Genomic DNA, 25,615 nt, shown 5'->3' with positions numbered 1-25,615 from the left:
GTGTGGATTCTTCGTCCGCATGCTACCGCGCTGCTGCATTTGGTCGGGAGCCTTATCTAAATTTTCTTTCGTGCGTAATTCTGGGCAGGCTGCTAACTGCCTCTGCATGATTGTAAACCCCACTCCCGCCGGCTGGCAAATCATTTACCAACAAGCCCACGCTCTACTGGCGGCGCAGCTGCTGCACCAGTGGCCCGCGTTTTTGCCCACCGACCAATGGGTAGGCCTGCTGGCCGCTGCCGCCCAGCACGACGACGGCCAGCGCCGCTGGAACGGCCGATACGCCCTCACGCCCGCCGGCGCCCCCGCCGATTTTACCATGAAAGATTTCTCCTTGGAACAGGCCACCGAAGTGATGCGGGAAGCCAAGTTTCAGGGCCGCTGGCGCAGCTTGCTCACCAGCATGCACATGAGCTTTTTGTACGAAGAGCTGCGGGGTCAAAGCAAAGAAACCGATGCTTTCCTTGACGAACAGCGCAGCCACCAGCAGCGGTGGCGACGTGAGCTGAAAGTGCTGAAAGCCGACGCCCAACGCGCCTACGACCTGCTGCAGTGGTGCGACCGACTTTCCCTGATTTTGTGCCGCCAAGAACTGCCCGAGATGGAGCGCGCCCTGGAAATTAGTGCCGGACCCGACGGCCGCCGGTACGATGTGCTCCAGCATACCGCCGACCAAACGGTAAGCGTGCTGCCCTGGCCCTTCGTGACCGAGCGGTTTTCAGTGTCGGTAGAGGCCAGCACCGTGGCGCAACTGCAGTTCAGCAGCGACGCAGAATTGCGCGAAGCCTTGCGTACGGCGCCCATCGAAACGTTGCGCTGGGAGCTGCGCCGCCGCTAGCTTGTTCCGAACGTAAACGGCGCACTAGTCGTAATACCGCACAGAAGTTAAGCTGCCCCTGCTTTTGGGGCCTTTTTCTTTTGTGACCCTTGCGCATATGGCTACCCCTTTTCAACTCTCCTCGTTGCCTGGCTTGTTTAAAGCCACCGCTAACGAGTTTATGGAGAACAACTCGCTGCGCCTGGCTGGGGCATTGGCTTACAACGCCATTTTCTCGCTGCCGCCCCTGCTGCTCATCGTTATTGCCGCCGCCGGCTCGCTTTTCGGCGAAGAAGCAGTGCAGGGCCGGCTCATGGACCAGCTCAGCGGCTTGGTGAGCCCCGGCGCGGCCAAAACCATTCAAGAGTCCATCAGTAGTTTCCACCAGCAGCAGAAGGGCGGCGCCGCGGCTTTGATCGGTATTGGCACGCTGATTTTTGCCGCCACCACGTTCTTCGTAACCCTGCAGGAAAGCATCAACAGCATCTGGAACCTGAAAGCCAAGCCCAAAAACGGCGTTATGGGCTTTCTGAAGTCCCGCCTGCTCTCGTTTGGCCTCATCCTGAGCGTGGCGCTGCTGCTGCTGATTTCGTTTGTGGTTAGCGCCATGCTCACTTTTTTCACCGATTACCTGCAACAGCTACTGCCCGGCGTGGCGGTGTTCTTCATTAAGCTTGTGGATTTTCTGCTTTCTCTGGGCGTAACCACGGCGCTGTTTGCCCTCATCTACCGCTTCCTGCCCGATGCCATTATCCGCTGGAAGGACACGCTCACGGGCGCACTCATCACGGCTCTGCTCTTCGTTATCGGGAAGTACCTCATTACCTTTTACATTTCCACCGCCGACCCCGGTTCGGCCTTCGGCGCAGCTGGCTCCATCATCGTGCTGCTGATCTGGATTTACTATTCTTCGCTGATCATCTTTTTCGGGGCCGAATTCACCCAGCAGTACGCCGATTGCTACGGCCAGCGCGTGCAGCCCAAGGCCCACGCCGTGCGCATAGAGGTACGCGAGGTGCCGCCCGGCGAAACCCAGGAGGAGCAAAGTACCGGCCGCCCCCATGCCGAGGGCCGCTGGCGGGCGTAAACCGGCTTACCGACGGCAGGGATTCTGCGGGCCGCGCACCTTTTGCCAGATGCCGGTATCTTTGGATCTTACCCAAAGAATTACCCGCTCCTATGCACCGCTTTATTCTCGTTTTGGCCGTTGCCCTTGCCCCGCTGCTAACCAGCGCCCAAAACACCAAACCTGCGCCCACCCCCGCGCTGGCAAAATTCGAGGGCGACATGACGGCCTCTCTGTGCAAGGAGTTCGAGAAGGAAAACGCGGTACGCCCGCTGGCTGAGTTCAGCAAAGACCAGGCACAGACCTTTATGCAAGGCCTGATGAAGGACTACATAACGGCGCGTGAAAAAGAAGTTACCAAGCTCTTTAAAGACAACGGCGGCGTTTCGAACGCGACCATGGAAGCCATGGGCCGCCGCGTGGGCATGCGCTTAGCCAGTGAATGCCCCGTGGCGATGGTGCTTTTCGTCCGGTTAGCGGGCGGATCAACCGATGTACCGGCCAGCAGTTTAACTATTTCTGATGCAGAGCGCCCTTTGCTGAACGACATGGCTGATGGGGTGTGCCAACGCCTCGAGCAAAGCAACAAGCAAAAGCCGCTGACTAGCCTACCCAAGGCCGACCGCATGGCGCTGGTCACGCAAACCATGCAGGAGGTGATGAAAAGCAATGCCAAGCGCATCAGCGACCAGTACGGCCCCGAAATTTTCATGGACCCCGAAAAGCTGAAGGCAATGGGCATGAAGGTAGGCGGCATTATGGCGACTAAGTGCGTTACGGTTTTAACCGCAGTAGGGCAAGAGTAGAACCGAGGCCAAAGAAAAGGGCGCTCCGTTTACAACGGAGCGCCCTTTTCTTTGGCATTAAGGCCGTTAAGCTTCTACGCTCTGTCCTTCTTTGGTAGCCAGCTGACCGCAGGCGGCGTCAATGTCCTTCCCGCGTGAGCGGCGCACATTTACCTGTACACCGCGGTCGGCGAGGTACTTCATGAAGGGCACGAGGCGGTCTTCCTGGGCATTTAGAAAGGCGGCCGGCGCAATGGGGTTGTACTCGATCAGGTTCACCTTGCAGGGAATCCACTTTGTGATTTCCAGCAGGGCCTTGGCGTCCTCAATGGAGTCGTTGAAGTTATCGAACACGATGTACTCGTAGGTCACCATGCGGCCCGTTACCTGGTGGTAATGCTGCAGCGCCTCCTTCAGCACCGGCAGCGAGTTCGACTCGTTGATGGGCATGATGGTGTTGCGCTTGTCGTCGGAGGGCGCGTGCAGGCTGAGCGCGAGGTTGGCCTTGAAACCGTCGTCGGCCAGCTTCTTGATCATTTTGGAAATGCCGGCGGTGCTCACCGTGAGGCGGCGGGCGGCCATGCCTAAGCCTTCCTTGTTGTCGGTAATGCGCTCCACGCTCTTGAGCACGTTGGCGTAGTTGAGCAGCGGCTCGCCCATGCCCATGTACACAATGTTGGTGAGCGGCGTACCAAAGTGCTCCTGGGCCTGCTGGGCAATGATGGCAACCTGGTCGAAGATTTCGGCCGTGTCCAGGTTGCGCTTCCGTTCCATGTAGCCGGTGGCGCAAAACTTACAGGTGAGCGAGCAACCTACCTGCGAGGAAATACAGGCCGTCATGCGCTCATCTTTAGGAATGAGCACCCCCTCCACAAGGTGACCATCGTGCAGGCGGAAAGCATACTTGATGGTGCCGTCCTGGCTTTGCTGCTGGGTGTGAATCTGCACCGCGTTGATGCTGAAGTGGGCGTCCAGCAGCTCGCGGGTGCTCAGCGAGATGTTGTTCATCTCAGCAAACGAGGTGGCCGCATTACGCCACAGCCATTCCATTACCTGCTTGGCGCGGAAGGGCTTCTCGCCGTGTTCCACGAAGAAGGCTTTCAGCTCGTCGGCGGTGATTTTGCGAATGTCGCGCCGGGTGGCGGTGGCGGTAATAACGGGCAGGGTAATCATAGCACAAAGGTACAACCAAACAGCTGCTTAGGTTCCCACAGGCACCTGCTTCCGGCGCGGCAGCGGTTATTGCCGCTGTAGCCAGGCTGCGGCCGCCGCCAGGTCGTCGAAATACTTGATTACAAGCGGTGCGGTAAGCTGCATGATTACCTGCGCCGTGCCCAAGCGGTTAAATACGTTTTGTGACTGCACCACAGCGCAGCACTCGTACGAAGCTTCGCCGATAGCCCGCGGCACCCAATCCTGCGCCAACCATTGCTGGTCAATGGGCAAAATGGGCGGCATCTGCCGGTGGTCGGAAAGAATTTTGGTAAGCCGCAGCTGCTTCAGCGCCTGCAATGCCTCGTTGTAGAGGGCCCGCATATCGGCGCTGCTCATGGCTTCCCCCGTCCAGGCCAGATATACGTACGCCCCCGGCTCGGCACCCACAAAGCCGGCCGCGTTCCGGAAGTGCACAGAAGTAGTAGAGGGAGCCGACTGAATAGGCATAACAACAATCTATCGGGAATGGTAAGATAACAGGTTGATGGCCTTATTTACAAGTAATTTATGGCACTTTTTCGAGCCAGCTACCCGCGCTTTTCCTTTTGGGAAGCTGCCGAACCCATAGGCTCGCCTAGTTAACCTGTTTTGTAAGCCGCTGCGCTGCTTCTTCGGGCAGCAGGCGGAGCTTGCGGGTGGTATAATCGAAGCACAGCATGCCGGTTTTGGCGCGGGCAATGTCGCGGCCGGCAGTGGTTTGCACGAGGTACACCACATCGAATCCGTACTTGTGCACATCGGTGGCGGCCATTTGCACGCGCAGCACGTCGCCGTGAAATCCTTCGCCCTTGTACTCCACGGCTAGGTCGCTCATAATGAGGCCTTGCTGGGAGGCAGGATCAAATTCGGGCAGCTGCATCTGGGCTAAAAACTGCACCCGGGCTTCGTGCAGCAGGCTCACCAGAGCGTCGTTGCCGAGGTGGGCGCCATAATTGAGGTCGGTGATGCGAATGGGCAGCTCGGCGGCAACCGAAAACGCCTCGGGCAGAGTTACTTTTACTCGAGCCATGTTCTGATATTGCAAAGGTAAAGGTACGGGTGCGCGCTTGGGTTACCGAACGTTCACCGTGCAACTACGCACGCATTGCTGAATATGCCACCATCCCCACGCTTCCCTGTTTCCCCGCCAACTCAACCTCACTCTATGAAAGTAGAAGTACGCACCACCGACGACGGCTCCAGCACCCTGTACGTGCCCGCCCTCGACGAGCATTACCACTCCACCCACGGCGCCTTGCAAGAGGCCCAGCACGTGTACCTGGGCGCCGGCCTGGAACCGGCCCTGGTTAGCAGCCCTTCGCCCATCTGGGTACTCGAGGTAGGCTTTGGCACGGGGCTGAACGCACTGCTTACCCTGCAGCGCAGCCTCACCTCGCCCCAGCCCATTTTTTACGACACCATTGAAAAGCACCCGCTGCCGCAACGCGTTATCAAGCAGCTGGGAGCCGAGCGCTACATCCTGAACCCCGAGCTGCTCGACTGCTACCAGCAGCTGCACCAGGCTACCTGGGACGTGCCGGTGGCGCTGACGCCGCAGTTTGCCCTCCACAAGATTTCGGGCGCGCTGCAAAGCACCGAGTTGTCGGAGGGCACCTACCAGGTTATTTACTTCGATGCGTTTGCACCGGAGAAGCAGCCCGATATGTGGACCGACACCGTATTTGCCCAGCTCTACGAAGCTGCCGCGCCCGGTGGGTGCCTGGTGAGCTACTGTGCCAAAGGCTCGTTCAAACGCAGCCTGAAAGCCGCCGGCTGGCTGGTAGAGGCGTTGCCTGGCCCGCAGGGCAAACGTGAAATGACACGCGCCTGGAAGCGGTGATGCGGCTGCGGGCATTTTGCATTTTGGTTGCCGCTGCAGCATTAACCAGTACTTCTGTACGGGCACAAGAAGGCCCGGGCGCGTTCGTAAAAAAAGTATTTGTTATCGTTTCCTCGCATGCCAGCTTGGAAGCTGCTAACCGGGCTGCTGCACAAATAGCCCGCCACACCGGCCTGCCTTTGCACGACCATAAGCTGGCGCTGGTTGGCCGAGAGGTTACTTTTCCACGCGATACGTGTACGTTCTTCCGGTTTGGAATATCCATGCTATGTGCCCCGTGGCCGCTGGGACGATGGTCTGTACATCAGTGTAGAAGCATCGGACAGCTACATAGGCTTTACGCCGGGCCTATTTGTGGTAATGGCAGGCAGCGGTGAGGTGGGCAGCCGGGCGGTAAAAACGGCACTTGACCAAGTGCGAAAACAATACCCAAACAGCTACGTCAAGCAAAGTCCTGTATATGTGGGGTGTTTGCATTAGCACAGCAACCGGCGCCGGTTCTTCTACTCGCCAACCGGTATTCCATGTCCCCCTTTCTCCGTCCTGCGTAAGTTGGCGGTAGTATGAGTCGGAAATTCCTCGAAACCGAAGGCCCGCAGTGGGTGGAGCAGGGCATTATTAGCCCCGAGCAGCACCAGCGGCTGCTGGCGCTGTACCCTACGCAGGAGCGCGCCATTGGGCTGTTGCCGCTACTGGGCAGCTTGCTTATTGGGCTAAGCGTCCTGAGCCTGGTGGCGGCCAATTGGCAGGATTTGCCCGAATGGCTGCGGCTAGTTGTGCTCATCGGGGCCATGGTGGCGGCCTATGCGGCCAGCGAATCGTTTTTGCGGCGTGGGTTTCGGCCCATGGGCATCGGGCTGGCGGGCTTAGGGCTTATTGTGTTTGGAGCCGGTATTGTGCTGACCAGCCAGATGTACCAGTTGGTTGGCTATGATGTAACCGGCCTGTTGGCCTGGGTAGTCGCGGGTGTGGTGCTTACTTACCTACACCGCAGTCGTTTTCTGTTTCTGCAAACCGTGGCCATCGGGGCCCTGGCGCAAGGGTATAGCTCGGCCGAACTGAGCAGCTACAGCTACGCCACGCTGGTTCTCACGGCCGGGGGCCTGGGCTACTATTGGTGGCGCCGTCCCGATTCGCTGGCTGGCGCTGCGCTGGCCACGGGGTTGCTGTGGCAGGCGGGGCTGCTGGTGGGGTACCTGCACATCAAAATCACGTGGTTTTTTGTGCCGGCCATGCTGGTGTACGCCGCCGGCGACTGGCAGCTGAACCGCCCCGCAGCCCGTGCCTTACAGGGCCCGCCGTTGGTAGCCGCGTTTCTGTTCACGCTGGGTTTGGCCATGTTCGGCGAAGAAACCAGCTACACCGATTTGCTCCGCCCGCACATAGCCGCTTACCTCGGCGTGTTGCTGCTGGTGTTTGGTCTATCGGTGGCCGGCAAACGTGCCCGGGGCCGCCTCGGTGGCGCTACCGATTGGCTGCTGCTCCTGCCGGGCTTCTACTTCCAGGGCGGCCTTGCGCTGGCCGTGGCTACGCTGGTGGTACTCTACGCGTATTCCGGGTCGGTGCTGTGGCGGGGCCACCACGAGCAAAACGCCGACCGCATGAACCTCGGCACGGCGCTGTTCGTGTTAACCACCATGGTGGCCTACTTCAAGCTCACGTGGGGGTTTATGGATAAGTCGTTGTTTTTCCTGCTGGGTGGGGCTTTGCTGCTGGGTATGAGCTGGTATTTGCGCCGCCGCACCGTGCGCTCCTTCCCGCCTAACCAATCCTGATGGCCACTACCGCTCCTTCCTGGCTCGACCCTACGGCCGCCGTGGCGCCTGACCGTCAACGGCGGTGGCGGCAGTTGGCCGTGGCGCTTCAGGTAGCTTTTATCCTGGCCGTAGCCGCCGCGGGGTACGCCACCGGCTATTTCGGCCAAGCCATTACGCTGCGCACAACACCCGTCGACCCGCGCGACTTGCTTTACGGCGACTACGTGGTGCTGAACTTCTCCATCAGCCAACTCCCCGCCAAACTTTGGCGCGGTCCGCAGCGGCCCCGCGTGCACCAGCCCGTGTACATAGAGCTGCGCCCAGGCCCCGACGGAGCCTACGAAGCGGTAGCCATTCACGCTGCGCCACCCGGCCAGCTTCCGGCCGACCACGCCGTGCTGCGCGGCTGGGTGCAAAACAGCTGGCGCAGCACCCTGCGCATTCGCTACGGTTTAGAGCGTTACTACGTGCCCGAGGGCAGCGGCCGGAAGCTGGAACGCGCCGCCGGACGCCGAGAGCTGCTGGTGCAGGTACGCGTGGCACCCTGGAGCCAGGCCCGCATCGTGGGCATATCGGGACTGTAACAAAAAGCCGCAACCATGCTTCCCAGAGCAGATTGCGGCTTTTGGATAGCAGGCTTAAACGAGCTTACAAACCTTGGCGCTTCAGCAGCTCGGTGTCGGCGGCATTCAAATCAACCAAGGCGTATTTGTTCTGATCGGTAATGGCCATTTCATCGAGGGCATCCACCAGGTCGCGGTACCGGGAATCGTCGCTGGCCTTGATGAGCACCGTGGTGCTGGGCTGACGTAATTTCTGCGCCAGCAGCACTTGCCGCAGGCCATCCGGGCCGAAGTTGGTCGTGTTCAGTTCGGCGGGCTCCTGCGCTGAGTTCAGTCCAGGAAGTAATGCACTTGGCTGTTTTTGCCCAGAATCAGGGTGAGCGACTTGCTGGCCGGGGTACCCGTTTCCCCGTCTTTGTCGGGCATGGTCAGCTGCATGGCCGCGGGCTTGGCAAACGAGGTGGTGAGCATGAAAAACGTTAGCAGCAGAAAGGCTAGGTCCACCATCGGCGTCATGTCGAGGCGAAACGCTTGTTTCTTCACGCGGGGTTTGGTGCTGCGGCTAGTAGCGGCGGCTTGGATTTCGGCCATGGTAAAGTGCGTTTTGGTGGAAGTGGAACTGACTTCCTATTGAACGCCTCCCGGCTGCACGTATTGCGCAAGCCTTCGGAACCGCTTGCTACTACTGATTCCCAAAATGCCACACGCCCGCAGGCGTTATGCACGCATGTAGGCGTACGTCGCCGGACCAGGCATCGGCAATACGCGGCACGGGCGGCTCCAGGCTCATTCCAATGCGCAGCGCAGCGGGGCGACATTCCAGCAGGAATCGGTCGTAAAACCCTTTACCGTAGCCCACGCGGTGCCCCTGCTCATCAAAAGCCAGCAGCGGCACCAGCACGGCATCGAAAGCTGTGGGCAGCAGCTCAGGAGCGTTTACGGGCTCGGGAATACCCCACTTGCTTGCTGCCAGAACTGTATGGGGTAGGAGCTGATGGTGCGTAAGGCGGCCGTCGGTATGAGACACGGGTACGCCTACCTGCACGGCCGGAAACTCCTGCCACAGCCGATGCACAATAGGCCAAGTGTCTAGTTCTTTCTGCCGCCGAATAGGCAGAAACAGATGCACCGCGCGCCACTCGTTCACCGCAAAGGATGAGAACAACAGCTCCGTTACCTGCGCGCCGCGTGCGGCTAGTTCCTCGGCGGACAAGGCCCGGCGGCGCGTCAGCATGGTGCGGCGCAGGTCGGCTTTCAGCACGGCGCTATTCTTCTTCAATCACCGTAAACTCCAGCGCCAGTGGGTCGAACGCTTCGAGCAGTTGTTCAATAAAGCCGGGGTTGTTAATCAGGATGCTGAGTACGTTGTCGTGGCGCTCCTGCAGGCCGCCTTCGGGAAAGAGCTTTTCCTTGAGGCCGGTTAGCTGATTGTAGGCGGTTTCGTGCTTGGCTTCGGCAGCTTTGCTGAGGCGCTTTTCCAGCCCGGCCACAATGCCGCTGACTTTCTGCTGCTCGGCGGCTACGGTTTTCACCAGCGTGGGATCGAGGCGCTGGGCCAAGGCAGTTACGGCGGCAAAAGCAGCGGAAAGCTGCTGTTGTTGCTCGGCCAGAGAAACTTCCTCTTGCCCCAATGTGGCCGCTACCTGCTTTTTCAGCTCGGGCAGCGGCTTAAACAAATCATCGACCGAGAGGCCCAGCTTGCGCAGTTTGCCCGTGTGGGTACGGCCCGCGTACAGCGCCGAGTTGCGCAGCAGCACCATGGGCATGGGCACGCCGTAGTGGCGGAACACGCCGCCCAGTTGCAGCCAGTAAGCTACTTCGGCGCCGCCGCCCACGTAGCAGAGGTTGGGCAGCGCCAGCTCCTGGTACAGCGGCCGCAGCACCACGTTCGGGCTGAAGCATTCGGGGCGGGCCTGGGCGTGGGCTACGGCTTCTGCTATGGTCCAGCGCAGGCCGGTGTTGCGCACCACCACGTGGCCGTCTTCCAGTTCCAGCCGCTCCCGGCTTCCGGCATCGGTGAGGTAAAACAGGTTTAGCGGGCGGGCGTACACTTGCGGCTTGTAGCCGGCAGCGTCCAATTGCGCGTTGGTGGCTTGCACGGCTTGGTACGCGGGCTGGCTTTGCACCTCCTGCACCAGTACCGGCGTCAGGGCTTGCTTGAGGGCAGCGTCGTCGGGCTCGATGCTCAGCAGGCCGTACTGCCCGAACAAGGTGTGCGTGAGGCGCTGCATGGCTTCGGCCAGCGTGGCGCCCTGCTCATAGGCTTCGCGGAAACCGGCTGGCAAATCGGCGGGTAGCTGGCTCAGGATCTGCTCGACAAAACCATCGAGCTTCAAGCGACCAACGGGTCCGCCTACTTGTTCGTTCTGCCACTCGTGCCGCTTGCCGAAGAGGTGAAAATGGTTGATTTCGGCGAAGTCGTGGTCTTCGGTGGCCATCCAGTACACCGGCACGAAATCGTATTGCGGATGAGCTTCCTTCAGCTGCCGACAAAGCTTAAGCACCGTTACAATCTTGTACACGAAGTACAGCGGCCCGGTAAACAGGTTCAGTTGGTGGCCGGTGGTAACGGTGAAGGTGGTGTCTTTGGCCAGCAGTTCCAGATTTGCTGCCACCGCGGGCTGCATGTCGGGCAAACTGGCGTACTGGCGGCGCAGCGCTTCCGTCAACCGTTGCCGGGCTTCAGCTGGGTAAGCTGCTTTCTTCTCCTCGATTTGGGCCGCGAATTCTTCTACGGCTGGAAAGCGGTGGTAGAACTCGGCTAGCTTGGGGCTACGGGCTACATAATCGGTCAGCAGCGAAGAAAAAGCACCGGTAGCGGCGTAGGAAAGGGTATGCTGGGGCATAGCGCAGGTCGAAGGGAGGAGCAAAGGGGAATTGCGGACGCAAGGTTCGCAAAAAAAGCCGGCCCATTGCGGAGCCGGCTTGCGGACGAATAGCCCAATGAACCCAAAACAGGCCCACAAGTTTGCCGCGTTTTCAGGCAGTGCGGGTGCGGGGCGCGCTTAAGCCGACCAGAACCGCATTTCCAACGACACGCGGGTGGCGTCGGGGTTCAGGTTTACAGCGCCGCCGTGCAGCAGGTAAGGTGAAAACAGCAGCACTTCATCGGGGCCGGGATTGGGCCGAATGATGTTCAAGGGTTCGGCCGCGCCCTTTACCGCAGGTACGGTAAAGGTTACGCCGTTGTACACGGCGCCATTTTGGGTGCGTTCGGTGCGGTTTTCAGGCCACCAATGGCTGCCGGGCACCAAGGTTAGCGACGAATCGGCAGTGCTGCCGGCTATGGGCACGTAAATGTTGACGCAGTCCCGGTAATCGGGCAGCCACACGTCGCGGTGCAGGGGGTTGTTGTCGGCGCGGTTAGGGCGCACCACACGCAGGTGAAAAAACCGTTCCCCATCCCAAGGGTTCAGCGCCTGCACCGGCCGGCCGCACAGCTCCGACACCCGCGCTTCGAGCAGTGCTGCTGGCAGCGGCAGGCGCTCCTGCCGAATCTCCTTAATCTGATTCACCACGGCCAAGTGCAGCTCTTTGTCGTCGCCGATAAGCTGGTGATATTGGCTCACGTCGAAATCCGCGGACACGGGTCGGCCAGCTACGGCTAGGAACTCGCGTAGCAAAACTTGCAGGCCTGTTTGCAACTGCTGTTGTTCGGCAGGGGGTAAAAACTCAGCAACGGTGTAGCCCTCGGCAGCCCATGGCGTACCGGCCGTTAGGTCAATGGCTTCTGCCAGCAGTACCCGGCTGTCGGCCTGGTTGGTTTCGCCCTCGATGTGATACTCTACAGTGCGTTCGTTGATTTTGGCTTTCATGCGAAATGCAGGTATGGCGCGAAATAAGGCAGGAAGCCGGGCTTCCGGTTTGCGTATCGCAAACCGATAACGTTCGAACCGCAGCAACGATACACGAATCAAAGGTTTGCGCTACGGCCCAAAACGAAAAAGGCTGCCCCGAAGAACAGCCTTTCGTCGAAAAGAGACTAGCGGTTACTGCACCACTTCGCCGTAAAGGTCGAAATCGGACACGCTGGTGATTTTCACTTGGGCAAAGTCGCCGATGCGCACGTACTGGCTGGTGGCCGGCACCAACACTTCGTTGTCTACTTCGGGTGAATCGTATTGGGTGCGGCCCACCCAGTAGCCGCTTTCCTTGCGGTCGAAGAGCACCTTGTGGGTTTGTCCCACTTTCTGCTCGTTCAGGTCCATCGAAATGCCTTGCTGCAGTTCCATGATGGCGTCGGCGCGCTCCTGCTTCACCTCGTCGGGCACGTTGTCTTCCAGGGTGTAGGCGTGGGTGCTTTCCTCGTGCGAGTAAGTGAAAATACCCAGGCGCTCGAAGCGGGCTTGCTCCACGAAATCGTATAGCTCGGCGAAATCCTGACCGGTTTCGCCGGGGTGGCCGGCAATGAGGGTGGTGCGCAGGGCAATGTCGGGCATGCGCTGCCGAATTTGGTCGACCAGCTCTAGGGTACGACGCTTGGTTATGCCGCGGCGCATCGTCTTCAGCATGTTGTCGGAAATGTGCTGCAAGGGCATGTCAAGATACTTGCACACGTTCTCGCGCTCCTGCATCACGTCCAGCACTTCCATGGGAAACTGCGAGGGGTAGGCGTACTGCAAGCGAATCCAGTCGATGCCGTTCACGTCGCTCAGGCGGCGCACCAGTTCGGCCAGTTTCCGCTCGCCGTATTTCTCCAGGCCGTAGTAAGTCAGGTCCTGGGCAATCAGAATCAGCTCCTTGGTACCCAAGCCGGCCAGCTTTTTGGCTTCGATTACGAGGTCATCCATGGACTTATCCACGTGCTTGCCGCGCATCAGCGGGATGGCGCAGAACGAGCAAGGACGGTTACAGCCCTCGGCAATCTTGAAGTAAGCGTAGTGCTTGGGCGTAGTGAGCAGCCGCTCGCCTACGAGTTCGTGCTTGTAGTCGGCGTTCAGAGTCTTAAGCAGCTGCGGCAATTCCAGGGTACCGAAATAGGCATCGACCTGCGGAATTTCTACTTCCAGCTGGTCTTTATAGCGCTGCGAAAGACAACCCGTCACGTACACCTTGTCCACCTTGCCGGCCTCTTTGGCGTCGGCGTACTGCAGGATGGTGTCGATGCTTTCCTGCTTGGCGTTGTCAATGAAGCCGCAAGTGTTGATGATAACAATACCCGACTCGTCCTTCGTCGATTCGTGGGTCACGTCGTAGCCATTGCCGCGCAGCTGGCCCATCAGCACCTCCGAGTCCACGAGGTTCTTGGAGCAGCCCAGGGTAATGACGTTGACCTTGTTGGCCCGATTGCCTTTTACTTTCATGAGAATCGTGTAAGCGAGTAGCTGCCCGAAGCACTTAATCCTGAACGGATTGCCGCCCGGGCAGGCGTCGCGGAAATTGGAGCGCAAAGGTACGCACGAGCCAACGCCTTTTCCTAGGCTGAACGTTCCGGAACCACGTAAGCGCGCCGCAGCCCCGTGCCTTACAAGCCTCTGCCGCCCGTTAGCAAGCCGTATACTCTCGGCGTCACCCGCCGCAGTATCGTTCCCACCAGTATAGCTACAGTCACCACGGCCAGCGGCACTAGCAGGTACGTGAGCAACTGTTGTTCGGGCCAAAAACAGAGCACGGCTTCGGTAGCGTAGTTTACCAACGGCACGTGCAGCACATAAATCAGGAACGAGAAACCCGTTAGCCACACAATCCACGGCTGGTGCGTGGCGGCGCGCACCACGGCATCGGCTCCAAACCACATAACCACTATGCCTAGTGCCTCGGACGCTTTATGGAACAAAAGCATGGGAATGAACGGCGGCTGCTCGAGGTAAAAAGCCAAGCCAGTTTTCAGCCCCAGTAAAGCCAGCCAAGCAGTGGCAAACACCCACAACCGAAACCAACGCGGCGGCTGCAATACGTCTATTTCTCGGTGGCGCAGCCACACGCCCAGCGCAAAGAACACCAGGCCGGTTCCTTCCAATAAGGGCGGTATACCAATATCGAGCAGCCAGACGAGGCCGGCTACGGAGAAGTACACCTTAGGCCTCCGGTCTACCGCCTTGCGCAGCCACGGATAGGCCAAGTTATATACCAGCAAGCTGCGCAGAAACCACAACTGAAATGGCACGGGAAACAGCAGCCAGCGAATTAGCAACTCGCTTGGCGAATAGCCACTCACCAATGGGTTCTGCGGGCCGAAAATGCTCAGTGCGGCGTCGAGCACCAGTTGCCGGGTAAACGGAAACTGCTCCATGGCCCAGGTACCAGCCAGCCCCATGCCGCTCCACAACAGATACGGCACCAACAGGCTGCGCACCCGCCGCCGCATCCGCTCCTTGTGGGGCCGGCCGGCATCGTGGTGAGCAAAGAGATAGCCCGAAATGGCAAACAGAATGGGAATGCGAAACCGGAACAACCCGTTGGCCACAAAATACTGCAGCACCGCTCCCACCGACAGCGGCTCGTCGACGGCTGTCCAAGGCTGCAGGTAGCGCGGGTGCAGGTTGTAACCGTGCACATATACTAGCATTAGCATAGCCACCAGCGACCAGAACCGCAGCTTCTGGCTAAGAAACGGATCGAGCCGCGCAGGCGCTTGGGTTGTAGCCGAAGGTAGGGAAGCAACTTGCATAACCAGCAGATGCACCCCGTGGTGCAAGAGTTGCTAGTTAGCCAGATAAACGAAGCTGCGCACTCGCATTTTCGGGTGATGCCGCAGCCTTAAACCCGAACGCGCCGCTGCGGTAAAGCAGCGGCGCGTTCGGAATGGTCTTATTTCGAGCTTACTTTTTAGAAAACAGCGAATCCACAAACGTACGGCGGTCAAACAGCTGCAAATCGGTCATTTTCTCGCCCACGCCGATGTAGCGCACCGGCACGTTCAGCTGATCAGAAATGCCAATAACTACGCCGCCTTTGGCTGTGCCGTCGAGCTTGGTAATGGCCAGCGCCGATACCTCGGTGGCCTTCGTGAATTCCTTCGCCTGCAGGAAAGCGTTCTGGCCTGTGCTGCCGTCAAGCACCAGCAATACTTCGTGCGGCGCATCTGGAATTACCTTTTGCATCACGCGCTTAATCTTGCTCAGCTCGTTCATCAGGTTCACCTTGTTGTGCAGGCGGCCGGCCGTGTCGATAATTACCACGTCGGCCTGCATTTCCACGCCTTTCTGCACGGCGTCATATGCTACCGATGCGGGGTCGGTATTCATGCCGTGCGAAATAACCGGCACTCCCACGCGCTGTCCCCAAATAATGAGCTGGTCCACAGCCGCGGCCCGGAAGGTATCGGCGGCGCCCAGCACCACCTTTTTACCGGCCGAATGGAAGCGGTGCGCCAGCTTGCCGATGGTAGTGGTTTTGCCCACGCCGTTCACGCCTACCACCATAATCACGAAAGGCGTACCGGTTGCGCCGCGGTCAGGGCGTTCCAATACGGCCGTCGAGCCGGAATCAGGGCGTTGCAGCAGTTCGGTTATTTCCTCGCGCAGAATACGGTCGAGTTCCGAGGTGCTCACGTACTTGTCGCGAGCCACACGCTTCTCGATGCGGTCAATCACCTTTACGGTGGTATCGATGCCCACGTCGGCGTGCACGAGCAGGGTTTCCAGCTCATCAAGCACCGACTCGTCGACGGTGCTCTTGCCTACTACGGCCTTGCTGAGCTGGTCGAAAAAGCTGGTTTTGCTTTTTTCCAAGCCTTTGTCCAGCGACTCGCGCTGTTCGGGGGCTTCCTTGTCTTTCTTGAAGAAATCAAACAGTCCCATGCAGTCGGGCTTCAACCCCGGCATGCAAGTGCGGCCGGGTTCTTAAGGGGTAACACGAGGCAGAAGCAGGCTTGCACCAGGCTCTTGGCTTGTGTGAGATAATCGAAAAGTCAGCGAAGCTAACGAAGTGCGCCGGATGTAGTTCGGCGTAGCCCGGGTAAGTTGATGGGCGAGGCGCTACAACGCAAAAAAGTCCCACGGTTTGGCGGGACTTCTTCACTAACGGAACGGGCAAGCTACAGACCAAGCTGTAAGCGAATCGAACCTCGGCAGAACCAACGTTTCGATTCGGAGCACCCGCAAAGAGCTTACTTAACGCCGGTGGCGATAAACTCTTGCACCTTGTCAACGGGTACCATTTCCTCCTTGAAGGTGTAGGAACCGGTTTTGGGCGAGCGGACGGCGCGAATCACTTTCGCCCAGTCTTTGCCACCCGGAGTTTTCAGGGTAGCTACTACTTTCTTAGCCATGGTTTAGCTTACTTGATTTCCTTGTGAACGGTCATCTTCTTCAGCACCGAGTTGAATTTCTTCAGTTCAATGCGTTCGGGCGTGTTCTTGCGGTTCTTCGTGGTGATGTAGCGCGAGGTGCCCGGCTGACCCGAGTTTTTATGCTCGGTGCATTCCAGAATCACCTGCACCCGGTTTCCTTTCTTGGCCATCGTGGTAGTGACAGGGCGTGGGTTTCGATTTCAGGACTGCAAAGGTACAGACCTTTTTGGATTTGGCAAACTCCTGAATGATAGTAATCAGAAGTTTCCGTTGCTGAAGGCCAAACGCAGCCGCTTTTTATGGCGCTACTTGATTTCGGGGAGCTTAAAATTATCTATTGCGCTGGGCTTGGCCATCATGGCTTCTACCTCTGCCACGGTGCGGGGGGCGTCTTTCGAGAGGTTTTCCCAGCCGGTTTGGGTAATGAGGAGGTCGTCTTCGATACGGACGCCAATGTTCCACCACTTTTTGTCGCAGGGGCTGCCTTCGGGAATATAGATGCCGGGCTCCACGGTAATTACGTTGCCAGCCTTGAGCGGGCCGTAAGTGCCACGGTCATGTACATCCAGGCCGAGGTAGTGGGAAGTGCCGTGGGGAAAGTAGCGGCGGGCTTCTTCGGGCGTTTTTACTAAGCCTAGCTTCAGCAGGCCGTCTTCCACCACTTTGCGGGCGGCCTTGTCGGGGGCCTGAAACTCATTGCCGGGCTTGCAGGCAGCAAAGGCAGCCTCCTGGGCGGCTAGCACCAGTTCGTAAATCTGTTTTTGCTCGGGCGAGAACTTGCCCGAAGGCGGTGCGGTGCGCGTTACGTCGGCGGAATAACCGTGGTATTCGGCGCCGCAGTCCATCAATATCAGATCGTTGCCGATGCGGGGCTTGTCGTTGGTTTCGTAGTGCAACACGCAGGCGTTGTTGCCGGCGCCCACAATGCTGGGGTAGCCCTCAAACTCGGCCCCGTAGCGGCGGTACACGTACTCGTGCAGGCCCTGCACCTCGTTTTCACTCATATCGGGCCGCAGGGCTTTCATAACTTCCTCCTGCCCTTGGGTGCTGATGCGGATAGCCTTGCGCATTAGCTTAATTTCCTCGGGCGTTTTTACTTCCCGCAACTGGTCCAACGCTTCGCCAAGCGTCCCGGCATCGTGGCGCGAAGCAGGGCGCGCCGCCATTACTTTTTTGCGGGCGTCGTCGGTATCTGCCTTCAGATAAGCTTGCACGTAGCCGTCGGAAGCTACCACAGGCTGCGTGCTGGCCATGGTGGTTAGGTAGGGCCGCAGGTTGGTGGCGCCCTCCACCCCGTAGCGCTGAATGAGCTTGTGCGCCTCTGCCACCGCCGGACTAAAGTTGGCCGGAATAGCGGTTTTTTGGCGAAACGTAGCTACCAGATCGAAGAGGTCGGCGGGGTCGCGAGGGTCGTCGCGCACGTCGGTGGGCAGCTCGGTAAACAGCACCTGCGTGAAGGTATTCCACGCAATGGGCGCAGTAGCGAATTCCTTGTTTTCGACTACGTACTGCAGCTTGAGCTGTTGTTTCGCACCGTCGGCGCCGAGGCGGCGGCCGTTCCACTGCTCGGCTTTGGGGTCGCGCGGCTGCACAAACAGGGCTTCGGTTACGCCCTTTTGCCCGCCCAGCGTTTGGGCTTCTTTGAACAACACCAAGGCAGCGTGCGGCTCCTCGTAACCGGTGAGGTAGTAGAAGTCGGGACTCTGGTGGTAGAGAAAATCTACGTCGTTGGCGCGGTTGCGCACCGGGGCTGCAAACAGCACGGCTACAGAGCCGGCCGGCATTTGCTGGCGCAGGGCTTCGCGGCGGCCGCGGTGAAAACCCGGGTCCATGAAATCGGTGGGGCGGCCCGGACCGGCCTGGCGCTGGGCCTGGCCGGGTTCAGCCGCCAGCACTCCGCAGACCAGCATTGCGGTAGTCCGCAGAAGCGCGGCACATCGACGTAGATTCATAAGTAAAACGCGAAAAGCCCGCCGCCCGGCAAGTAATTCAGGGGTGCGGAAGTACTCAAAAGATAGAGGAAGCGGCGCGAGGGTTGCGGCAAGAAAGTAAGAGTTTTGCATAAAGAGCGGCAAAACCTCAGCCAGTGAGCCGGCCCGTTGCCAGGCCACCCACGCAAAAAGGCCCGCTTCTGAAATCGAAGCGGGCCTTTTCGGATGGCACGGATGCCAAACGTACTTAGTACACGATGAAGCCTTGCTGCTTGGCTTTCTTCAACACGGACATGATGCCGTTCTTGTTGATGGTGCGGATCGTGGACGTGGCCACTTTCAGGGTTACCCAAGCATCCTCTTCGGGGATGTAGAAGCGCTTCTTCTGCAGGTTCGGGAAGAACTTGCGCTTGGTCTTGTTGTTGGCGTGCGACACGTTGTTACCAACGCGGGTGCGCTTGCCGGTCAGATCACAAACTCGGGCCATGGCTATGTATGTACTTGAAGTGACAATGCTGGAAACAGGGCCGCAAATATCGGCAAATTTTTAATACCACCAAACCACCCGCTTTAAAAACAAGCGGTTATCCAACAGGCCGTAGCTGAGACGCATAATTTAATTACAGGGCGGGTTGCTACCTTTGTTTATCCACCGCAAGTCGGGAACCGGGGCCCGCTTGTCTATTCCGCCCCTCTCTTTTTTATGCTCAAGGACGTTTACCGGTTTGTTTCGCCGCGCTTCCAGAACCTGTTTCTCGACTATAAAGTGGCGTTTCAGCCGCGTTACGGGCATGGGAAACCGCCCCACGAGGGGCTGTACCGCATCATCGATGCCAACCGGGCGACGTACCAAGAACTGCTGACGGCGTTTCTGCAGTACCAGGACGTATTTGGCAAAATTCGGGACGCGAAAAACGAAACCGACCCCAACCAGCCAGCCTGGAACAATAACTTTCTGCCGGGCCTCGACATAGTGGGCATTTACGGCATGTTGGCTCATTTCAAGCCCAAGCAGTATGTGGAAGTGGGCTCGGGCAACTCGACCAAGGTGGCCTACAAAGCCATTCAGGACCAGAAGCTGCCGACCCAGATTACGTCCATTGACCCTTACCCAAGGGCCGAAATTGATCAGCTGGCCAACCGCGTAATGCGGCAGCCGTTCGAAAACTCGGACTTCTCGTTTTTGAAGGACCTGGGCGAAAACGACATCCTGTTCATCGACAACTCGCACCGCGTGCTGCCGAACTCTGACGCCACGGTGTTTTTCCTGGAAGTGCTGCCCCTGCTGCGCAAAGGGGTGATTGTGCACATCCACGACATTTACCTGCCCTACGATTACCCGCAGTTCATGTGCGACCGGTTTTACTCCGAGCAGTATATGCTGGCCGCCTTTGTGCTGGCTAACCCCAAGAAATACGAAACGCTGCTGCCGAACTACTTCATTAGCGAAGACCCGCAGCTGCGCCAAGTACTGGCCCCGCTGTGGCAGCAGCTCCCGGGCGTGGAGCAGCACGGCGGCTCGTACTGGCTGCGCATTGCTGAGTAAGCACTTTTAAGCCAGGGAAGTAAGTTGCCGGTTATGCGTTGTCCGTTGTCAGGTCCGCTTAAGAATCGGTCTGACAACTACTAACTGACAACGAGCAACTGAAAACCCGTTTACTTTTGAACGACTACTTAACGCACCGTTGGGCCGCTGGGCGGGCTGACGGTGCGTTTTTTGTTCCAGGGGCAATGCCGGCAGCCGCTGCCGCAGCAGGTGCCGCGGCGCAGGTGGTACTGCTCGGTGAAAACCATATAGCCCTCGGGCGTAAAATAATAGTCGCCGGGCTGCAGGGGCTGGGGGGTAGCGGGCATACGCGGCTACTAACCGCGCAAGGCGGCAATGCATTCAATCTCGACCAAGGCATCGAGCGGCAGGCGCGACACTTCCACGGTGGAACGGGCCGGGCGGTGAGTGCCGAAAACCTCGGCGTACACCCCGTTCATGCGCTGGAAATCGGCGAAGTTTTTCAGGAACACGGTGGTTTTTACGATGTCGCTCAGGCCCAGGCCCGCCGATGACAGAACGGTAGCGAGATTGGCCAGCGCCTGCCGGGTTTGGTCTTCGATGGTGGTGGCTTCGATTTGCATGGAAGCCGGCACGAGTGGGGTTTGGCCCGAGCAAAATACCAAGCCACCGGCCACAATGGCCTGCGAGTAAGGCCCCACGGCCTTGGGAGCTTCGTTGTGATGAAGGAATTCCATAGGCAACAAAGGTAAGGCGGGGCCGGCAAGCACCGGCGGGAAAAAGTGCTGGTGGCAACCACCGCCCCGTGGCAGGCTAATTTGCCGGGACCCGAATGCTTTTTTGCCCGAAAAACTCGGCGTAAGCCAGGTTAGACCAGTCGTTAACGTCGGGCGTGATGTCGCCAAAAAGCAGGGTGCGCGGCGGGTCCTGCAGTGGTTCCACCACCACGTGCTCCGAAGACCAGCCTTTGGCCTTTAGCACCTGGTAGCGGGCCGTTAGCTGGGCATCGTAGCGGGCGGCGGCACCGTTCAGCCAGTCCTGGTAGGCCACGAGTACGTTGTTCAGGTTGTCGTGCGGCTCGCGTCCACGCATTTTGCGGGTATGGCCCAGGGCAAAAACCACCACAATCCAGCCTATGAGGGCGGCTTGCGCGTAGCCCGGCAGCCGCAGTGTACCGCGGGTAGAGTTGCGCCAGAAGTAACGGGCCCAGGCGTAGGCATTCAGAAACCAGCCAATCAGAAAAAACAGGTACAGCACGTTGCGCGACCGGGCCGGCATGGGTTGGTTGGTGGCCCACCATGCCAGAAACTGCACCAGAATCAACGAGACTGGAATGAGTAGGGTGATGAACAGCGGGTTTTGAGCCAACTGGTTCAGCGGCAGGTTTGGCAGGTTGCGCAGCCGAAAACCCACCGGCAGCAGCAGCACGGTTAGCGCCAGCACTACTCCGTTGCCCAGCCAGTTCACCAGGCCCCGGTACGCCGACAACGCGGCCTTGTCGGCGGCTTCCAGCACGGAGCTGGCGTGGGCCGATTGATCCAAACGCGCGAAGTTGCCGGGCGCCAGAAAAGCGGCGGCACAGGCCAGGGCTATGGCCGCACTCAGCCCCACGTACTCCCACTCAATGCGCCGCCGCTGCAGGCTGCGCAGCGCGGTAAAGCCACCCACTCCCAGGGCCAGCACCAAGGCGTTGGTTTCGTTGCCACCAATGGCCAGCACCGCCAGCACGCCCGCTGCTACCAGCCAGCGGCGCCGTGCCGCGGGTGTAGCCGCAGCGGCCCGGCGGGCCAGAGCCGCCAGCGCCAGCAAGGTCAGGAGGGCAGGCAGCAGGTAATTGTAAGTGCTGGTAATCCAGTAAAACCCCTCGGCGGGGCTGGGCATCTGCACCAGAAAAAGCGCGGTGAGTACGCCGCTGCTCACCCACAGGGTAAACCGGCGAAATTGGCCCGGCAGCAGGGCTTGCAACAGTACGTAAAGCACTACCGGCAAAGCTAAAATCAGCAGCAGGCATACCAGGCCGTAGCCTTCGGTGGTGTTGCCGTAGGAAACCGGATTCAGCAGGCCCCACAGCACCGTCGAGGTGTAGCGGCCCGTCCAGTTCAGGTACATGAACGGGATGTAGCCCCAATGACCGTATTTGCGCACTTCGTTGGCCGTCAGAAAATCGTCGGCGGAAGGGTGCGCGTACCAGCACAGGGCCACAAACGGCAGCAGGCACAAGATGCCCATCAGGCCGACTAACGCCGGAACACCACTGCGAATAAAACGCGAATGAATCAGGGCAAAACGCATGAAGCAGCAAGACAGGAACCGGAGGCAAAGCTAGTCGTTGGCCTCAGTACTGCGGGGGCTTATTTCTCCTTCTTCGCCTTGGTCCTGAGCCCCGCCATGCCGTTGGGCTCGTAAGATTCGCTGCGTAGCGCGAGGCAATCGGGTGAAACGTGCGCCACCTTGGGTGGCCGTTTGTCGGGGCAGCCCTGAGAGGAGTACACCTTCACCGTTGTTCTTTGTTATGGTTGCGGTACCGAACGGGCGCCACCCACTCAGGCCATTTCCCGTACTTTTGGCTACTTCGCGCTTGTTTTACCGCTTCTAACTTTCCCCGCCTTATGTCCGTCAGCACCCCTCCCGCCCACGAACCGGCCACCGCTACCCGCCAGCACAGCAGCCAGGAGCTCATGCAGCTCGAGGACCAGTACGGCGCCCACAACTACCACCCGCTGCCGGTGGTGCTCAGCCGCGGCGAAGGCGTGCACCTCTGGGACGTGGAGGGCAAGCATTACTACGACTTCCTCTCGGCCTACTCGGCCGTAAACCAAGGCCACTGCCACCCGCGTATTGTGGGGGCCATGGTGGAGCAGGCCCAGCGCCTCACGCTCACCTCGCGCGCCTTTTTTAACGACCAGCTCGGCCGGGCCGAAAAGTACCTCTGCGACCTGTTCAACTACGACAAAGCCCTGCTGATGAACTCGGGTGCCGAAGCCGTAGAAACCGCCCTGAAGTTGGCCCGCAAGTGGGGGTACGAGCAGAAAGGCATTGCCCCGAATCAGGCCCGCATTCTGGTAGCCGAGCACAACTTTCACGGCCGCACCACCGGCATCATTTCCTTCAGCACCGACCCCGATTCTACCAGCGGCTTCGGCCCCTACAACCCCGGCTACCAGGTGGTGCCCTACGACGATTTGGCCGCGCTGGAAGCCGCCGTGCAGGACCCGCACGTGTGCGCCTTTATGGTGGAGCCCATTCAGGGCGAAGCCGGCGTAATGGTGCCGCAGGATGGCTACCTGGCCCACGCCCACGCCATCTGCAAAAAGCACAACGTGCTGTTCATTGCCGACGAAATTCAGACCGGTCTGGGCCGCACCGGCGAGCTGCTGGCCTCTTGCTACGACGGCGTGCACGCCGATATTCTGGTGTTGGGCAAGGCCCTGAGCGGCGGCGCCATGCCGGTGTCGGCGGTGCTGGCCCGCAACGAAATCATGCTTACCATTAAGCCGGGGCAGCATGGTTCCACGTTCGGGGGCAACCCGCTGGCCTGCGCCGTAATGGTGGCGGCGCTGGATGTGCTCATCGAAGAAAAACTGACCGAAAACGCCCGCGCCCTAGGCGAGGTATTCCGCGAACGGATGCGCCGCCTGCAAGTCCGCCGCCCCGAAGTGGTGGAGCTGGTGCGCGGCAAAGGCCTGCTGAATGCGGTGGTTATTAAACCCGCCGCCGACGGCCGCACCGCTTGGGACGTGTGCGTAACGCTCATGGAGCGCGGCGTGCTGGCCAAACCCACCCACGGCGACATCATCCGTTTCGCGCCGCCGCTGGTCATTACCGAGGAGCAGCTGCACGAAGCCTGCGACGTGATTGAGCAGACGATTATGGAGTTCTAGCCGCCCTCTTACCGGGCTTTTGAGGCGGGCTTTCCTTCGCGGGGAAGCCCGCTTTTTTATGGGCGGCTTGCTACCGCCTGGCTTTTCCATGAGCACCTCTAGCTGTTGCCTGATTTACAAAAAGCTCGTCTGCAACCTATAAAGGGCTATTTCAGTATGTTTAACTGCTGGTTCAGATCAGGTAATAACGGTTCGGTGATGACACGCTCCGTCTTGCAGTTGAACCCTTGGGCGCAGGGTTTGCGCCGCGCGGCAGCCCCCAGGTCCGCCCCTTTCCTCACTTGTTGCGGGCCGCCTACGGGTATGCCGCCTACCTATCTTTTTCCCGTTTCCGGGTTTCCGGTCGAAAGCTTTCCGGTGCGCCACGCCAGAGGGCTTTGGCAGAAGGATACCCGACGGTTTTGCGCTGCTTTCTTTTTTGTTTCACTCCTTTAAACTCTTGACTGCCATGGCCATTCAGAAGTTTCAGGACTCGTTTTCCGACATGATGCCGTCGTCGAGCTTCAGCACCATGCTCGACCGGTTCTTCAACGATTCGTTGGCGTCGCGCGGGCGGGTGAACAGCTTCTCGCCGCACGTAGATGCTTACGAAACCGAGAAGAGCTACGAGATTGAAGCCGCCCTACCCGGCATCAAGCGCGACAACGTTAAGGTGGATTTCCACCAGGGCCGCCTCACCATTTCGGGGGAGCGGAAGTTTGACAACGAGCGAAACAACCGGAACTACCACGTAGTGGAAAGCTCCTACGGCTCGTTTCAGCGTTCCTTTCAACTGCCCGATACCGTGGACCCCAGCCGCATCGAAGCCTCGTTTGAGGATGGCGTGCTGCGCGTAACGGTGCCCAAAGACGAGCAGAAGACCATGCGTCACCAGATTCAAATCCGCGGCAGCCAGCAACAAGGCAGCAACAGCGGCCAGATGTCGGAGCGCGTGGGCCAGCAGGCCACCGACGTTCCGGTGCAAATGGAAGGCGACGGTAGATCGGGCGCAGGTGGCAGCAACGCTTCGAATACCTAAAAGAGGATTTTAGCAACTGGTGGAACGCTTTGGGACAGTAGCCGGGTTTGGGCACCAAGCCGCCGGTAGTTTTACTTCATTCCCGCTTGTTTTCCGATATGCTAACTCGTTTTGCTTGTGCTTTGGGCCTGCTGGCTCTGTCTTTAACCGGCTGCCAAAGCAGCAAAACCGCTTTTAAAGGTCCGCAAGCTACTGCCGAAGCGGAGACGCTGGTGGTGCTTATGCACGACTCGCAAAGCCCCGAGCCCACGGCCGTTACGGTGTCGGCCAGTGAAGCAGAAGCTACATCAGCCAAGCGGGTTTCGGGGCGTCGGCCCTAGCAACGGCTTTCCAGGATTTATTTGCTCGCCGCGTCGGCCCCTTGGGGGCGGGCGCGGCGAACTGCTTTGCGGCCCGTGCGTAGTAGCGCGAACTGCCGTCCATTCCCTCCGGCAGCTTCATATTCTGTTTTTTTGCCGATGACCGATTGTGTACGCGCGTTCCGGCTGTGCGCTGGTTTCCTGCTGCTGTTTGGGCTGCAACTCACGGGCTGCCGCAGCCAGCAAGCTGCTTTCCGCTTTCACTCCCCCTCACCCGCCGTTGCAGCGGTGGAGGCGCAGCCGGTGGCACCGGTCCCGGCTGATATTCTGCCGGAGCCGATTCCGGTTTCGGCCGCGCGTTTGGGAGCAAGACATTTCGCCGGAAGCCGTTTCCAGCCGCCCCGTTCGAGGGCCTTACCAGCCACCCGACCGCCGCAAGCTTCACACCCAAACACGGTTGTGCCCCGGCTGTTCAAACGGCACCACAATACGGCCCGCCACGTGCAAGCCGCTACCAAGCGCGACACGCTGCACCTGGTAATTGGTGCGCTGCTGATAGCGGGCGGAATAGTGGCCGGGCTGGCAGTGGGTGGCTGGCTGGGGTTGGGTTTAGGCGCAGTAGTGGTGGTTTTTGGGTACTATTTCCTGGTGCTGGGCATTGGCGGACCCGATGCCTGGACGGAAGTATTTCAGGAGTTTTTTAACATGTGAGGTTTTTACTCCT

At 59.3% G+C, this 25,615-nt stretch carries 29 protein-coding genes; 11 read left to right on the top strand and 18 right to left on the bottom strand.

Annotated elements, in window-relative coordinates:
- Nucleotides 1–106: 106 nt before the first annotated feature.
- From ABD903_RS21260 to ABD903_RS21250, 3 genes are all read left to right on the top strand, one after another.
- Nucleotides 107–838, top strand: a complete 732-nt coding sequence (locus ABD903_RS21260) for a DUF3891 family protein (protein ID WP_345227573.1) — start codon at nt 107–109, stop codon at nt 836–838.
- A gap of 97 nt (nt 839–935) precedes the next feature.
- Nucleotides 936–1,904: a YihY/virulence factor BrkB family protein gene (locus tag ABD903_RS21255; protein WP_345227571.1), complete on the top strand. Its 969-nt coding sequence runs from the start codon at nt 936–938 to the stop codon at nt 1,902–1,904.
- A 92-nt stretch (nt 1,905–1,996) separates the two neighbouring features.
- A complete protein-coding gene (locus tag ABD903_RS21250; RefSeq protein ID WP_345227569.1) occupies nt 1,997–2,689 on the top strand; it encodes a hypothetical protein in 693 nt (230 codons plus the stop codon).
- 66 nt (nt 2,690–2,755) lie between these two features.
- On the opposite strand, the gene rlmN is transcribed toward ABD903_RS21250, so the two are convergent.
- From rlmN to ABD903_RS21235, 3 genes are all read right to left on the bottom strand, one after another.
- Nucleotides 2,756–3,841: a dual-specificity RNA methyltransferase RlmN gene (gene rlmN, locus ABD903_RS21245; protein ID WP_345227567.1), complete on the bottom strand. Its 1,086-nt coding sequence runs from the start codon at nt 3,839–3,841 to the stop codon at nt 2,756–2,758.
- A 66-nt stretch (nt 3,842–3,907) separates the two neighbouring features.
- Nucleotides 3,908–4,330: an STAS/SEC14 domain-containing protein gene (locus ABD903_RS21240; protein ID WP_345227565.1), complete on the bottom strand. Its 423-nt coding sequence runs from the start codon at nt 4,328–4,330 to the stop codon at nt 3,908–3,910.
- Between the two features lie 127 nt (nt 4,331–4,457).
- On the bottom strand, nt 4,458–4,892 hold the full coding sequence (locus tag ABD903_RS21235; RefSeq protein WP_345227563.1) for a thioesterase family protein: 435 nt from the start codon (nt 4,890–4,892) through the stop codon (nt 4,458–4,460).
- Nucleotides 4,893–5,027: 135 nt separating this feature from the next.
- Here ABD903_RS21235 and mnmC2 point away from each other — a divergent pair, with 135 nt between their 5' ends.
- The 3 genes from mnmC2 to ABD903_RS21220 all read left to right on the top strand — a co-directional run bounded on the left by mnmC2 (nt 5,028) and on the right by ABD903_RS21220 (nt 8,043).
- The gene (mnmC2, locus tag ABD903_RS21230; RefSeq protein ID WP_345227561.1) at nt 5,028–5,702 is read left to right on the top strand and encodes a tRNA (5-methylaminomethyl-2-thiouridine)(34)-methyltransferase MnmC2; all 675 of its coding nucleotides are present in this window, start codon (nt 5,028–5,030) and stop codon (nt 5,700–5,702) included.
- A 563-nt stretch (nt 5,703–6,265) separates the two neighbouring features.
- The gene (locus tag ABD903_RS21225; protein ID WP_345227559.1) at nt 6,266–7,477 is read left to right on the top strand and encodes a DUF2157 domain-containing protein; all 1,212 of its coding nucleotides are present in this window, start codon (nt 6,266–6,268) and stop codon (nt 7,475–7,477) included.
- Complete coding sequence (locus tag ABD903_RS21220; protein WP_345227557.1) at nt 7,477–8,043, top strand: GDYXXLXY domain-containing protein; 567 nt, start codon at nt 7,477–7,479, stop codon at nt 8,041–8,043. Before ABD903_RS21225 ends, ABD903_RS21220 begins: the two co-directional genes overlap by 1 nt.
- Before the next feature lie 64 nt (nt 8,044–8,107).
- Here the strand turns inward: ABD903_RS21220 and ABD903_RS21215 are convergent, their stop codons facing one another.
- From ABD903_RS21215 to rpmB, 12 genes are all read right to left on the bottom strand, one after another.
- On the bottom strand, nt 8,108–8,290 hold the full coding sequence (locus ABD903_RS21215) for a hypothetical protein (RefSeq protein WP_345227556.1): 183 nt from the start codon (nt 8,288–8,290) through the stop codon (nt 8,108–8,110).
- 62 nt (nt 8,291–8,352) lie between these two features.
- A complete protein-coding gene (locus ABD903_RS21210; RefSeq protein ID WP_345227554.1) occupies nt 8,353–8,613 on the bottom strand; it encodes an ExbD/TolR family protein in 261 nt (86 codons plus the stop codon).
- 91 nt (nt 8,614–8,704) lie between these two features.
- Complete coding sequence (locus tag ABD903_RS21205) at nt 8,705–9,301, bottom strand: 5-formyltetrahydrofolate cyclo-ligase (RefSeq protein WP_345227552.1); 597 nt, start codon at nt 9,299–9,301, stop codon at nt 8,705–8,707.
- On the bottom strand, nt 9,288–10,868 hold the full coding sequence (gene bshC / locus ABD903_RS21200; RefSeq protein WP_345227550.1) for a bacillithiol biosynthesis cysteine-adding enzyme BshC: 1,581 nt from the start codon (nt 10,866–10,868) through the stop codon (nt 9,288–9,290). The genes ABD903_RS21205 and bshC overlap by 14 nt, the downstream gene beginning before the upstream one ends.
- A 159-nt stretch (nt 10,869–11,027) precedes the next feature.
- On the bottom strand, nt 11,028–11,837 hold the full coding sequence (locus tag ABD903_RS21195) for a phytanoyl-CoA dioxygenase family protein (RefSeq protein WP_345227548.1): 810 nt from the start codon (nt 11,835–11,837) through the stop codon (nt 11,028–11,030).
- 174 nt (nt 11,838–12,011) lie between these two features.
- Nucleotides 12,012–13,325 carry a 30S ribosomal protein S12 methylthiotransferase RimO gene (rimO, locus tag ABD903_RS21190; protein ID WP_345227546.1) on the bottom strand — a complete coding sequence of 438 codons (1,314 nt, stop codon included), beginning with the start codon at nt 13,323–13,325 and terminating at the stop codon, nt 12,012–12,014.
- Between the two features lie 161 nt (nt 13,326–13,486).
- Nucleotides 13,487–14,632, bottom strand: a complete 1,146-nt coding sequence (locus tag ABD903_RS21185; protein ID WP_345227544.1) for an acyltransferase family protein — start codon at nt 14,630–14,632, stop codon at nt 13,487–13,489.
- Between the two features lie 151 nt (nt 14,633–14,783).
- On the bottom strand, nt 14,784–15,764 hold the full coding sequence (gene ftsY / locus ABD903_RS21180) for a signal recognition particle-docking protein FtsY (RefSeq protein WP_345227542.1): 981 nt from the start codon (nt 15,762–15,764) through the stop codon (nt 14,784–14,786).
- 308 nt (nt 15,765–16,072) lie between these two features.
- A complete protein-coding gene (locus tag ABD903_RS21175) occupies nt 16,073–16,234 on the bottom strand; it encodes a DUF4295 domain-containing protein (RefSeq protein WP_345227540.1) in 162 nt (53 codons plus the stop codon).
- A gap of 8 nt (nt 16,235–16,242) precedes the next feature.
- The gene (gene rpmG, locus ABD903_RS21170; RefSeq protein ID WP_044510387.1) at nt 16,243–16,425 is read right to left on the bottom strand and encodes a 50S ribosomal protein L33; all 183 of its coding nucleotides are present in this window, start codon (nt 16,423–16,425) and stop codon (nt 16,243–16,245) included.
- A 135-nt stretch (nt 16,426–16,560) separates the two neighbouring features.
- On the bottom strand, nt 16,561–18,165 hold the full coding sequence (locus ABD903_RS21165) for an aminopeptidase P family protein (RefSeq protein WP_345227537.1): 1,605 nt from the start codon (nt 18,163–18,165) through the stop codon (nt 16,561–16,563).
- Nucleotides 18,166–18,433: 268 nt separating this feature from the next.
- Nucleotides 18,434–18,673 carry a 50S ribosomal protein L28 gene (gene rpmB, locus ABD903_RS21160; RefSeq protein ID WP_345227535.1) on the bottom strand — a complete coding sequence of 80 codons (240 nt, stop codon included), beginning with the start codon at nt 18,671–18,673 and terminating at the stop codon, nt 18,434–18,436.
- 216 nt (nt 18,674–18,889) lie between these two features.
- Between rpmB and ABD903_RS21155 the strand changes: the two genes are divergently transcribed.
- Nucleotides 18,890–19,732: a class I SAM-dependent methyltransferase gene (locus ABD903_RS21155; protein ID WP_345227533.1), complete on the top strand. Its 843-nt coding sequence runs from the start codon at nt 18,890–18,892 to the stop codon at nt 19,730–19,732.
- 128 nt (nt 19,733–19,860) lie between these two features.
- Here the strand turns inward: ABD903_RS21155 and ABD903_RS21150 are convergent, their stop codons facing one another.
- The 3 genes from ABD903_RS21150 to ABD903_RS21140 form a co-directional block, all read right to left on the bottom strand.
- Nucleotides 19,861–20,040 (bottom strand): C1orf53 family protein, encoded by a 180-nt coding sequence (locus tag ABD903_RS21150; protein ID WP_345227531.1) that lies wholly within the window; start codon nt 20,038–20,040, stop codon nt 19,861–19,863.
- A 9-nt stretch (nt 20,041–20,049) separates the two neighbouring features.
- Nucleotides 20,050–20,430, bottom strand: a complete 381-nt coding sequence (locus ABD903_RS21145; RefSeq protein ID WP_345227529.1) for a RidA family protein — start codon at nt 20,428–20,430, stop codon at nt 20,050–20,052.
- A gap of 76 nt (nt 20,431–20,506) precedes the next feature.
- On the bottom strand, nt 20,507–21,985 hold the full coding sequence (locus tag ABD903_RS21140) for a DUF6056 family protein (protein WP_345227527.1): 1,479 nt from the start codon (nt 21,983–21,985) through the stop codon (nt 20,507–20,509).
- A 317-nt stretch (nt 21,986–22,302) separates the two neighbouring features.
- Between ABD903_RS21140 and rocD the strand changes: the two genes are divergently transcribed.
- The 4 genes from rocD to ABD903_RS21120 all read left to right on the top strand — a co-directional run bounded on the left by rocD (nt 22,303) and on the right by ABD903_RS21120 (nt 25,602).
- On the top strand, nt 22,303–23,574 hold the full coding sequence (rocD, locus tag ABD903_RS21135; protein ID WP_345227525.1) for an ornithine--oxo-acid transaminase: 1,272 nt from the start codon (nt 22,303–22,305) through the stop codon (nt 23,572–23,574).
- Between the two features lie 448 nt (nt 23,575–24,022).
- A complete protein-coding gene (locus ABD903_RS21130; RefSeq protein WP_345227523.1) occupies nt 24,023–24,592 on the top strand; it encodes an Hsp20/alpha crystallin family protein in 570 nt (189 codons plus the stop codon).
- Between the two features lie 98 nt (nt 24,593–24,690).
- The gene (locus ABD903_RS21125; protein WP_345227521.1) at nt 24,691–24,912 is read left to right on the top strand and encodes a hypothetical protein; all 222 of its coding nucleotides are present in this window, start codon (nt 24,691–24,693) and stop codon (nt 24,910–24,912) included.
- Between the two features lie 138 nt (nt 24,913–25,050).
- Nucleotides 25,051–25,602, top strand: a complete 552-nt coding sequence (locus tag ABD903_RS21120; RefSeq protein WP_345227519.1) for a hypothetical protein — start codon at nt 25,051–25,053, stop codon at nt 25,600–25,602.
- Nucleotides 25,603–25,615: the final 13 nt, after the last annotated feature.

This window comes from Hymenobacter koreensis, assembly GCF_039541855.1.
Lineage (GTDB): Bacteria > Bacteroidota > Bacteroidia > Cytophagales > Hymenobacteraceae > Solirubrum > Solirubrum koreensis.
The sequence above is the reverse complement of the archived record's forward strand: the minus strand, read 5'-3'. Positions and strand labels throughout refer to the sequence as shown.

Excerpts from the sequence above, each read along its gene's own strand:
- ABD903_RS21260 (WP_345227573.1), top strand. The coding sequence starts at position 107 with ATGATTGTAAACCCCACTCCCGCCGGCTGGCAAATCATTTACCAACAA.
- ABD903_RS21255 (WP_345227571.1), top strand. The coding sequence starts at position 936 with ATGGCTACCCCTTTTCAACTCTCCTCGTTGCCTGGCTTGTTTAAAGCC.
- ABD903_RS21250 (WP_345227569.1), top strand. The coding sequence starts at position 1,997 with ATGCACCGCTTTATTCTCGTTTTGGCCGTTGCCCTTGCCCCGCTGCTA.
- rlmN (WP_345227567.1), bottom strand. The coding sequence starts at position 3,841 with ATGATTACCCTGCCCGTTATTACCGCCACCGCCACCCGGCGCGACATT.
- ABD903_RS21240 (WP_345227565.1), bottom strand. The coding sequence starts at position 4,330 with ATGCCTATTCAGTCGGCTCCCTCTACTACTTCTGTGCACTTCCGGAAC.
- ABD903_RS21235 (WP_345227563.1), bottom strand. The coding sequence starts at position 4,892 with ATGGCTCGAGTAAAAGTAACTCTGCCCGAGGCGTTTTCGGTTGCCGCC.
- mnmC2 (WP_345227561.1), top strand. The coding sequence starts at position 5,028 with ATGAAAGTAGAAGTACGCACCACCGACGACGGCTCCAGCACCCTGTAC.
- ABD903_RS21225 (WP_345227559.1), top strand. The coding sequence starts at position 6,266 with ATGAGTCGGAAATTCCTCGAAACCGAAGGCCCGCAGTGGGTGGAGCAG.
- ABD903_RS21220 (WP_345227557.1), top strand. The coding sequence starts at position 7,477 with ATGGCCACTACCGCTCCTTCCTGGCTCGACCCTACGGCCGCCGTGGCG.
- ABD903_RS21210 (WP_345227554.1), bottom strand. The coding sequence starts at position 8,613 with ATGGCCGAAATCCAAGCCGCCGCTACTAGCCGCAGCACCAAACCCCGC.
- bshC (WP_345227550.1), bottom strand. The coding sequence starts at position 10,868 with ATGCCCCAGCATACCCTTTCCTACGCCGCTACCGGTGCTTTTTCTTCG.
- ABD903_RS21195 (WP_345227548.1), bottom strand. The coding sequence starts at position 11,837 with ATGAAAGCCAAAATCAACGAACGCACTGTAGAGTATCACATCGAGGGC.
- rimO (WP_345227546.1), bottom strand. The coding sequence starts at position 13,325 with ATGAAAGTAAAAGGCAATCGGGCCAACAAGGTCAACGTCATTACCCTG.
- ABD903_RS21185 (WP_345227544.1), bottom strand. The coding sequence starts at position 14,632 with ATGCAAGTTGCTTCCCTACCTTCGGCTACAACCCAAGCGCCTGCGCGG.
- ftsY (WP_345227542.1), bottom strand. The coding sequence starts at position 15,764 with ATGGGACTGTTTGATTTCTTCAAGAAAGACAAGGAAGCCCCCGAACAG.
- ABD903_RS21175 (WP_345227540.1), bottom strand. The coding sequence starts at position 16,234 with ATGGCTAAGAAAGTAGTAGCTACCCTGAAAACTCCGGGTGGCAAAGAC.
- rpmG (WP_044510387.1), bottom strand. The coding sequence starts at position 16,425 with ATGGCCAAGAAAGGAAACCGGGTGCAGGTGATTCTGGAATGCACCGAG.
- ABD903_RS21165 (WP_345227537.1), bottom strand. The coding sequence starts at position 18,165 with ATGCTGGTCTGCGGAGTGCTGGCGGCTGAACCCGGCCAGGCCCAGCGC.
- rpmB (WP_345227535.1), bottom strand. The coding sequence starts at position 18,673 with ATGGCCCGAGTTTGTGATCTGACCGGCAAGCGCACCCGCGTTGGTAAC.
- ABD903_RS21155 (WP_345227533.1), top strand. The coding sequence starts at position 18,890 with ATGCTCAAGGACGTTTACCGGTTTGTTTCGCCGCGCTTCCAGAACCTG.
- ABD903_RS21150 (WP_345227531.1), bottom strand. The coding sequence starts at position 20,040 with ATGCCCGCTACCCCCCAGCCCCTGCAGCCCGGCGACTATTATTTTACG.
- ABD903_RS21145 (WP_345227529.1), bottom strand. The coding sequence starts at position 20,430 with ATGGAATTCCTTCATCACAACGAAGCTCCCAAGGCCGTGGGGCCTTAC.
- ABD903_RS21140 (WP_345227527.1), bottom strand. The coding sequence starts at position 21,985 with ATGCGTTTTGCCCTGATTCATTCGCGTTTTATTCGCAGTGGTGTTCCG.
- rocD (WP_345227525.1), top strand. The coding sequence starts at position 22,303 with ATGTCCGTCAGCACCCCTCCCGCCCACGAACCGGCCACCGCTACCCGC.
- ABD903_RS21130 (WP_345227523.1), top strand. The coding sequence starts at position 24,023 with ATGGCCATTCAGAAGTTTCAGGACTCGTTTTCCGACATGATGCCGTCG.
- ABD903_RS21125 (WP_345227521.1), top strand. The coding sequence starts at position 24,691 with ATGCTAACTCGTTTTGCTTGTGCTTTGGGCCTGCTGGCTCTGTCTTTA.
- ABD903_RS21120 (WP_345227519.1), top strand. The coding sequence starts at position 25,051 with ATGACCGATTGTGTACGCGCGTTCCGGCTGTGCGCTGGTTTCCTGCTG.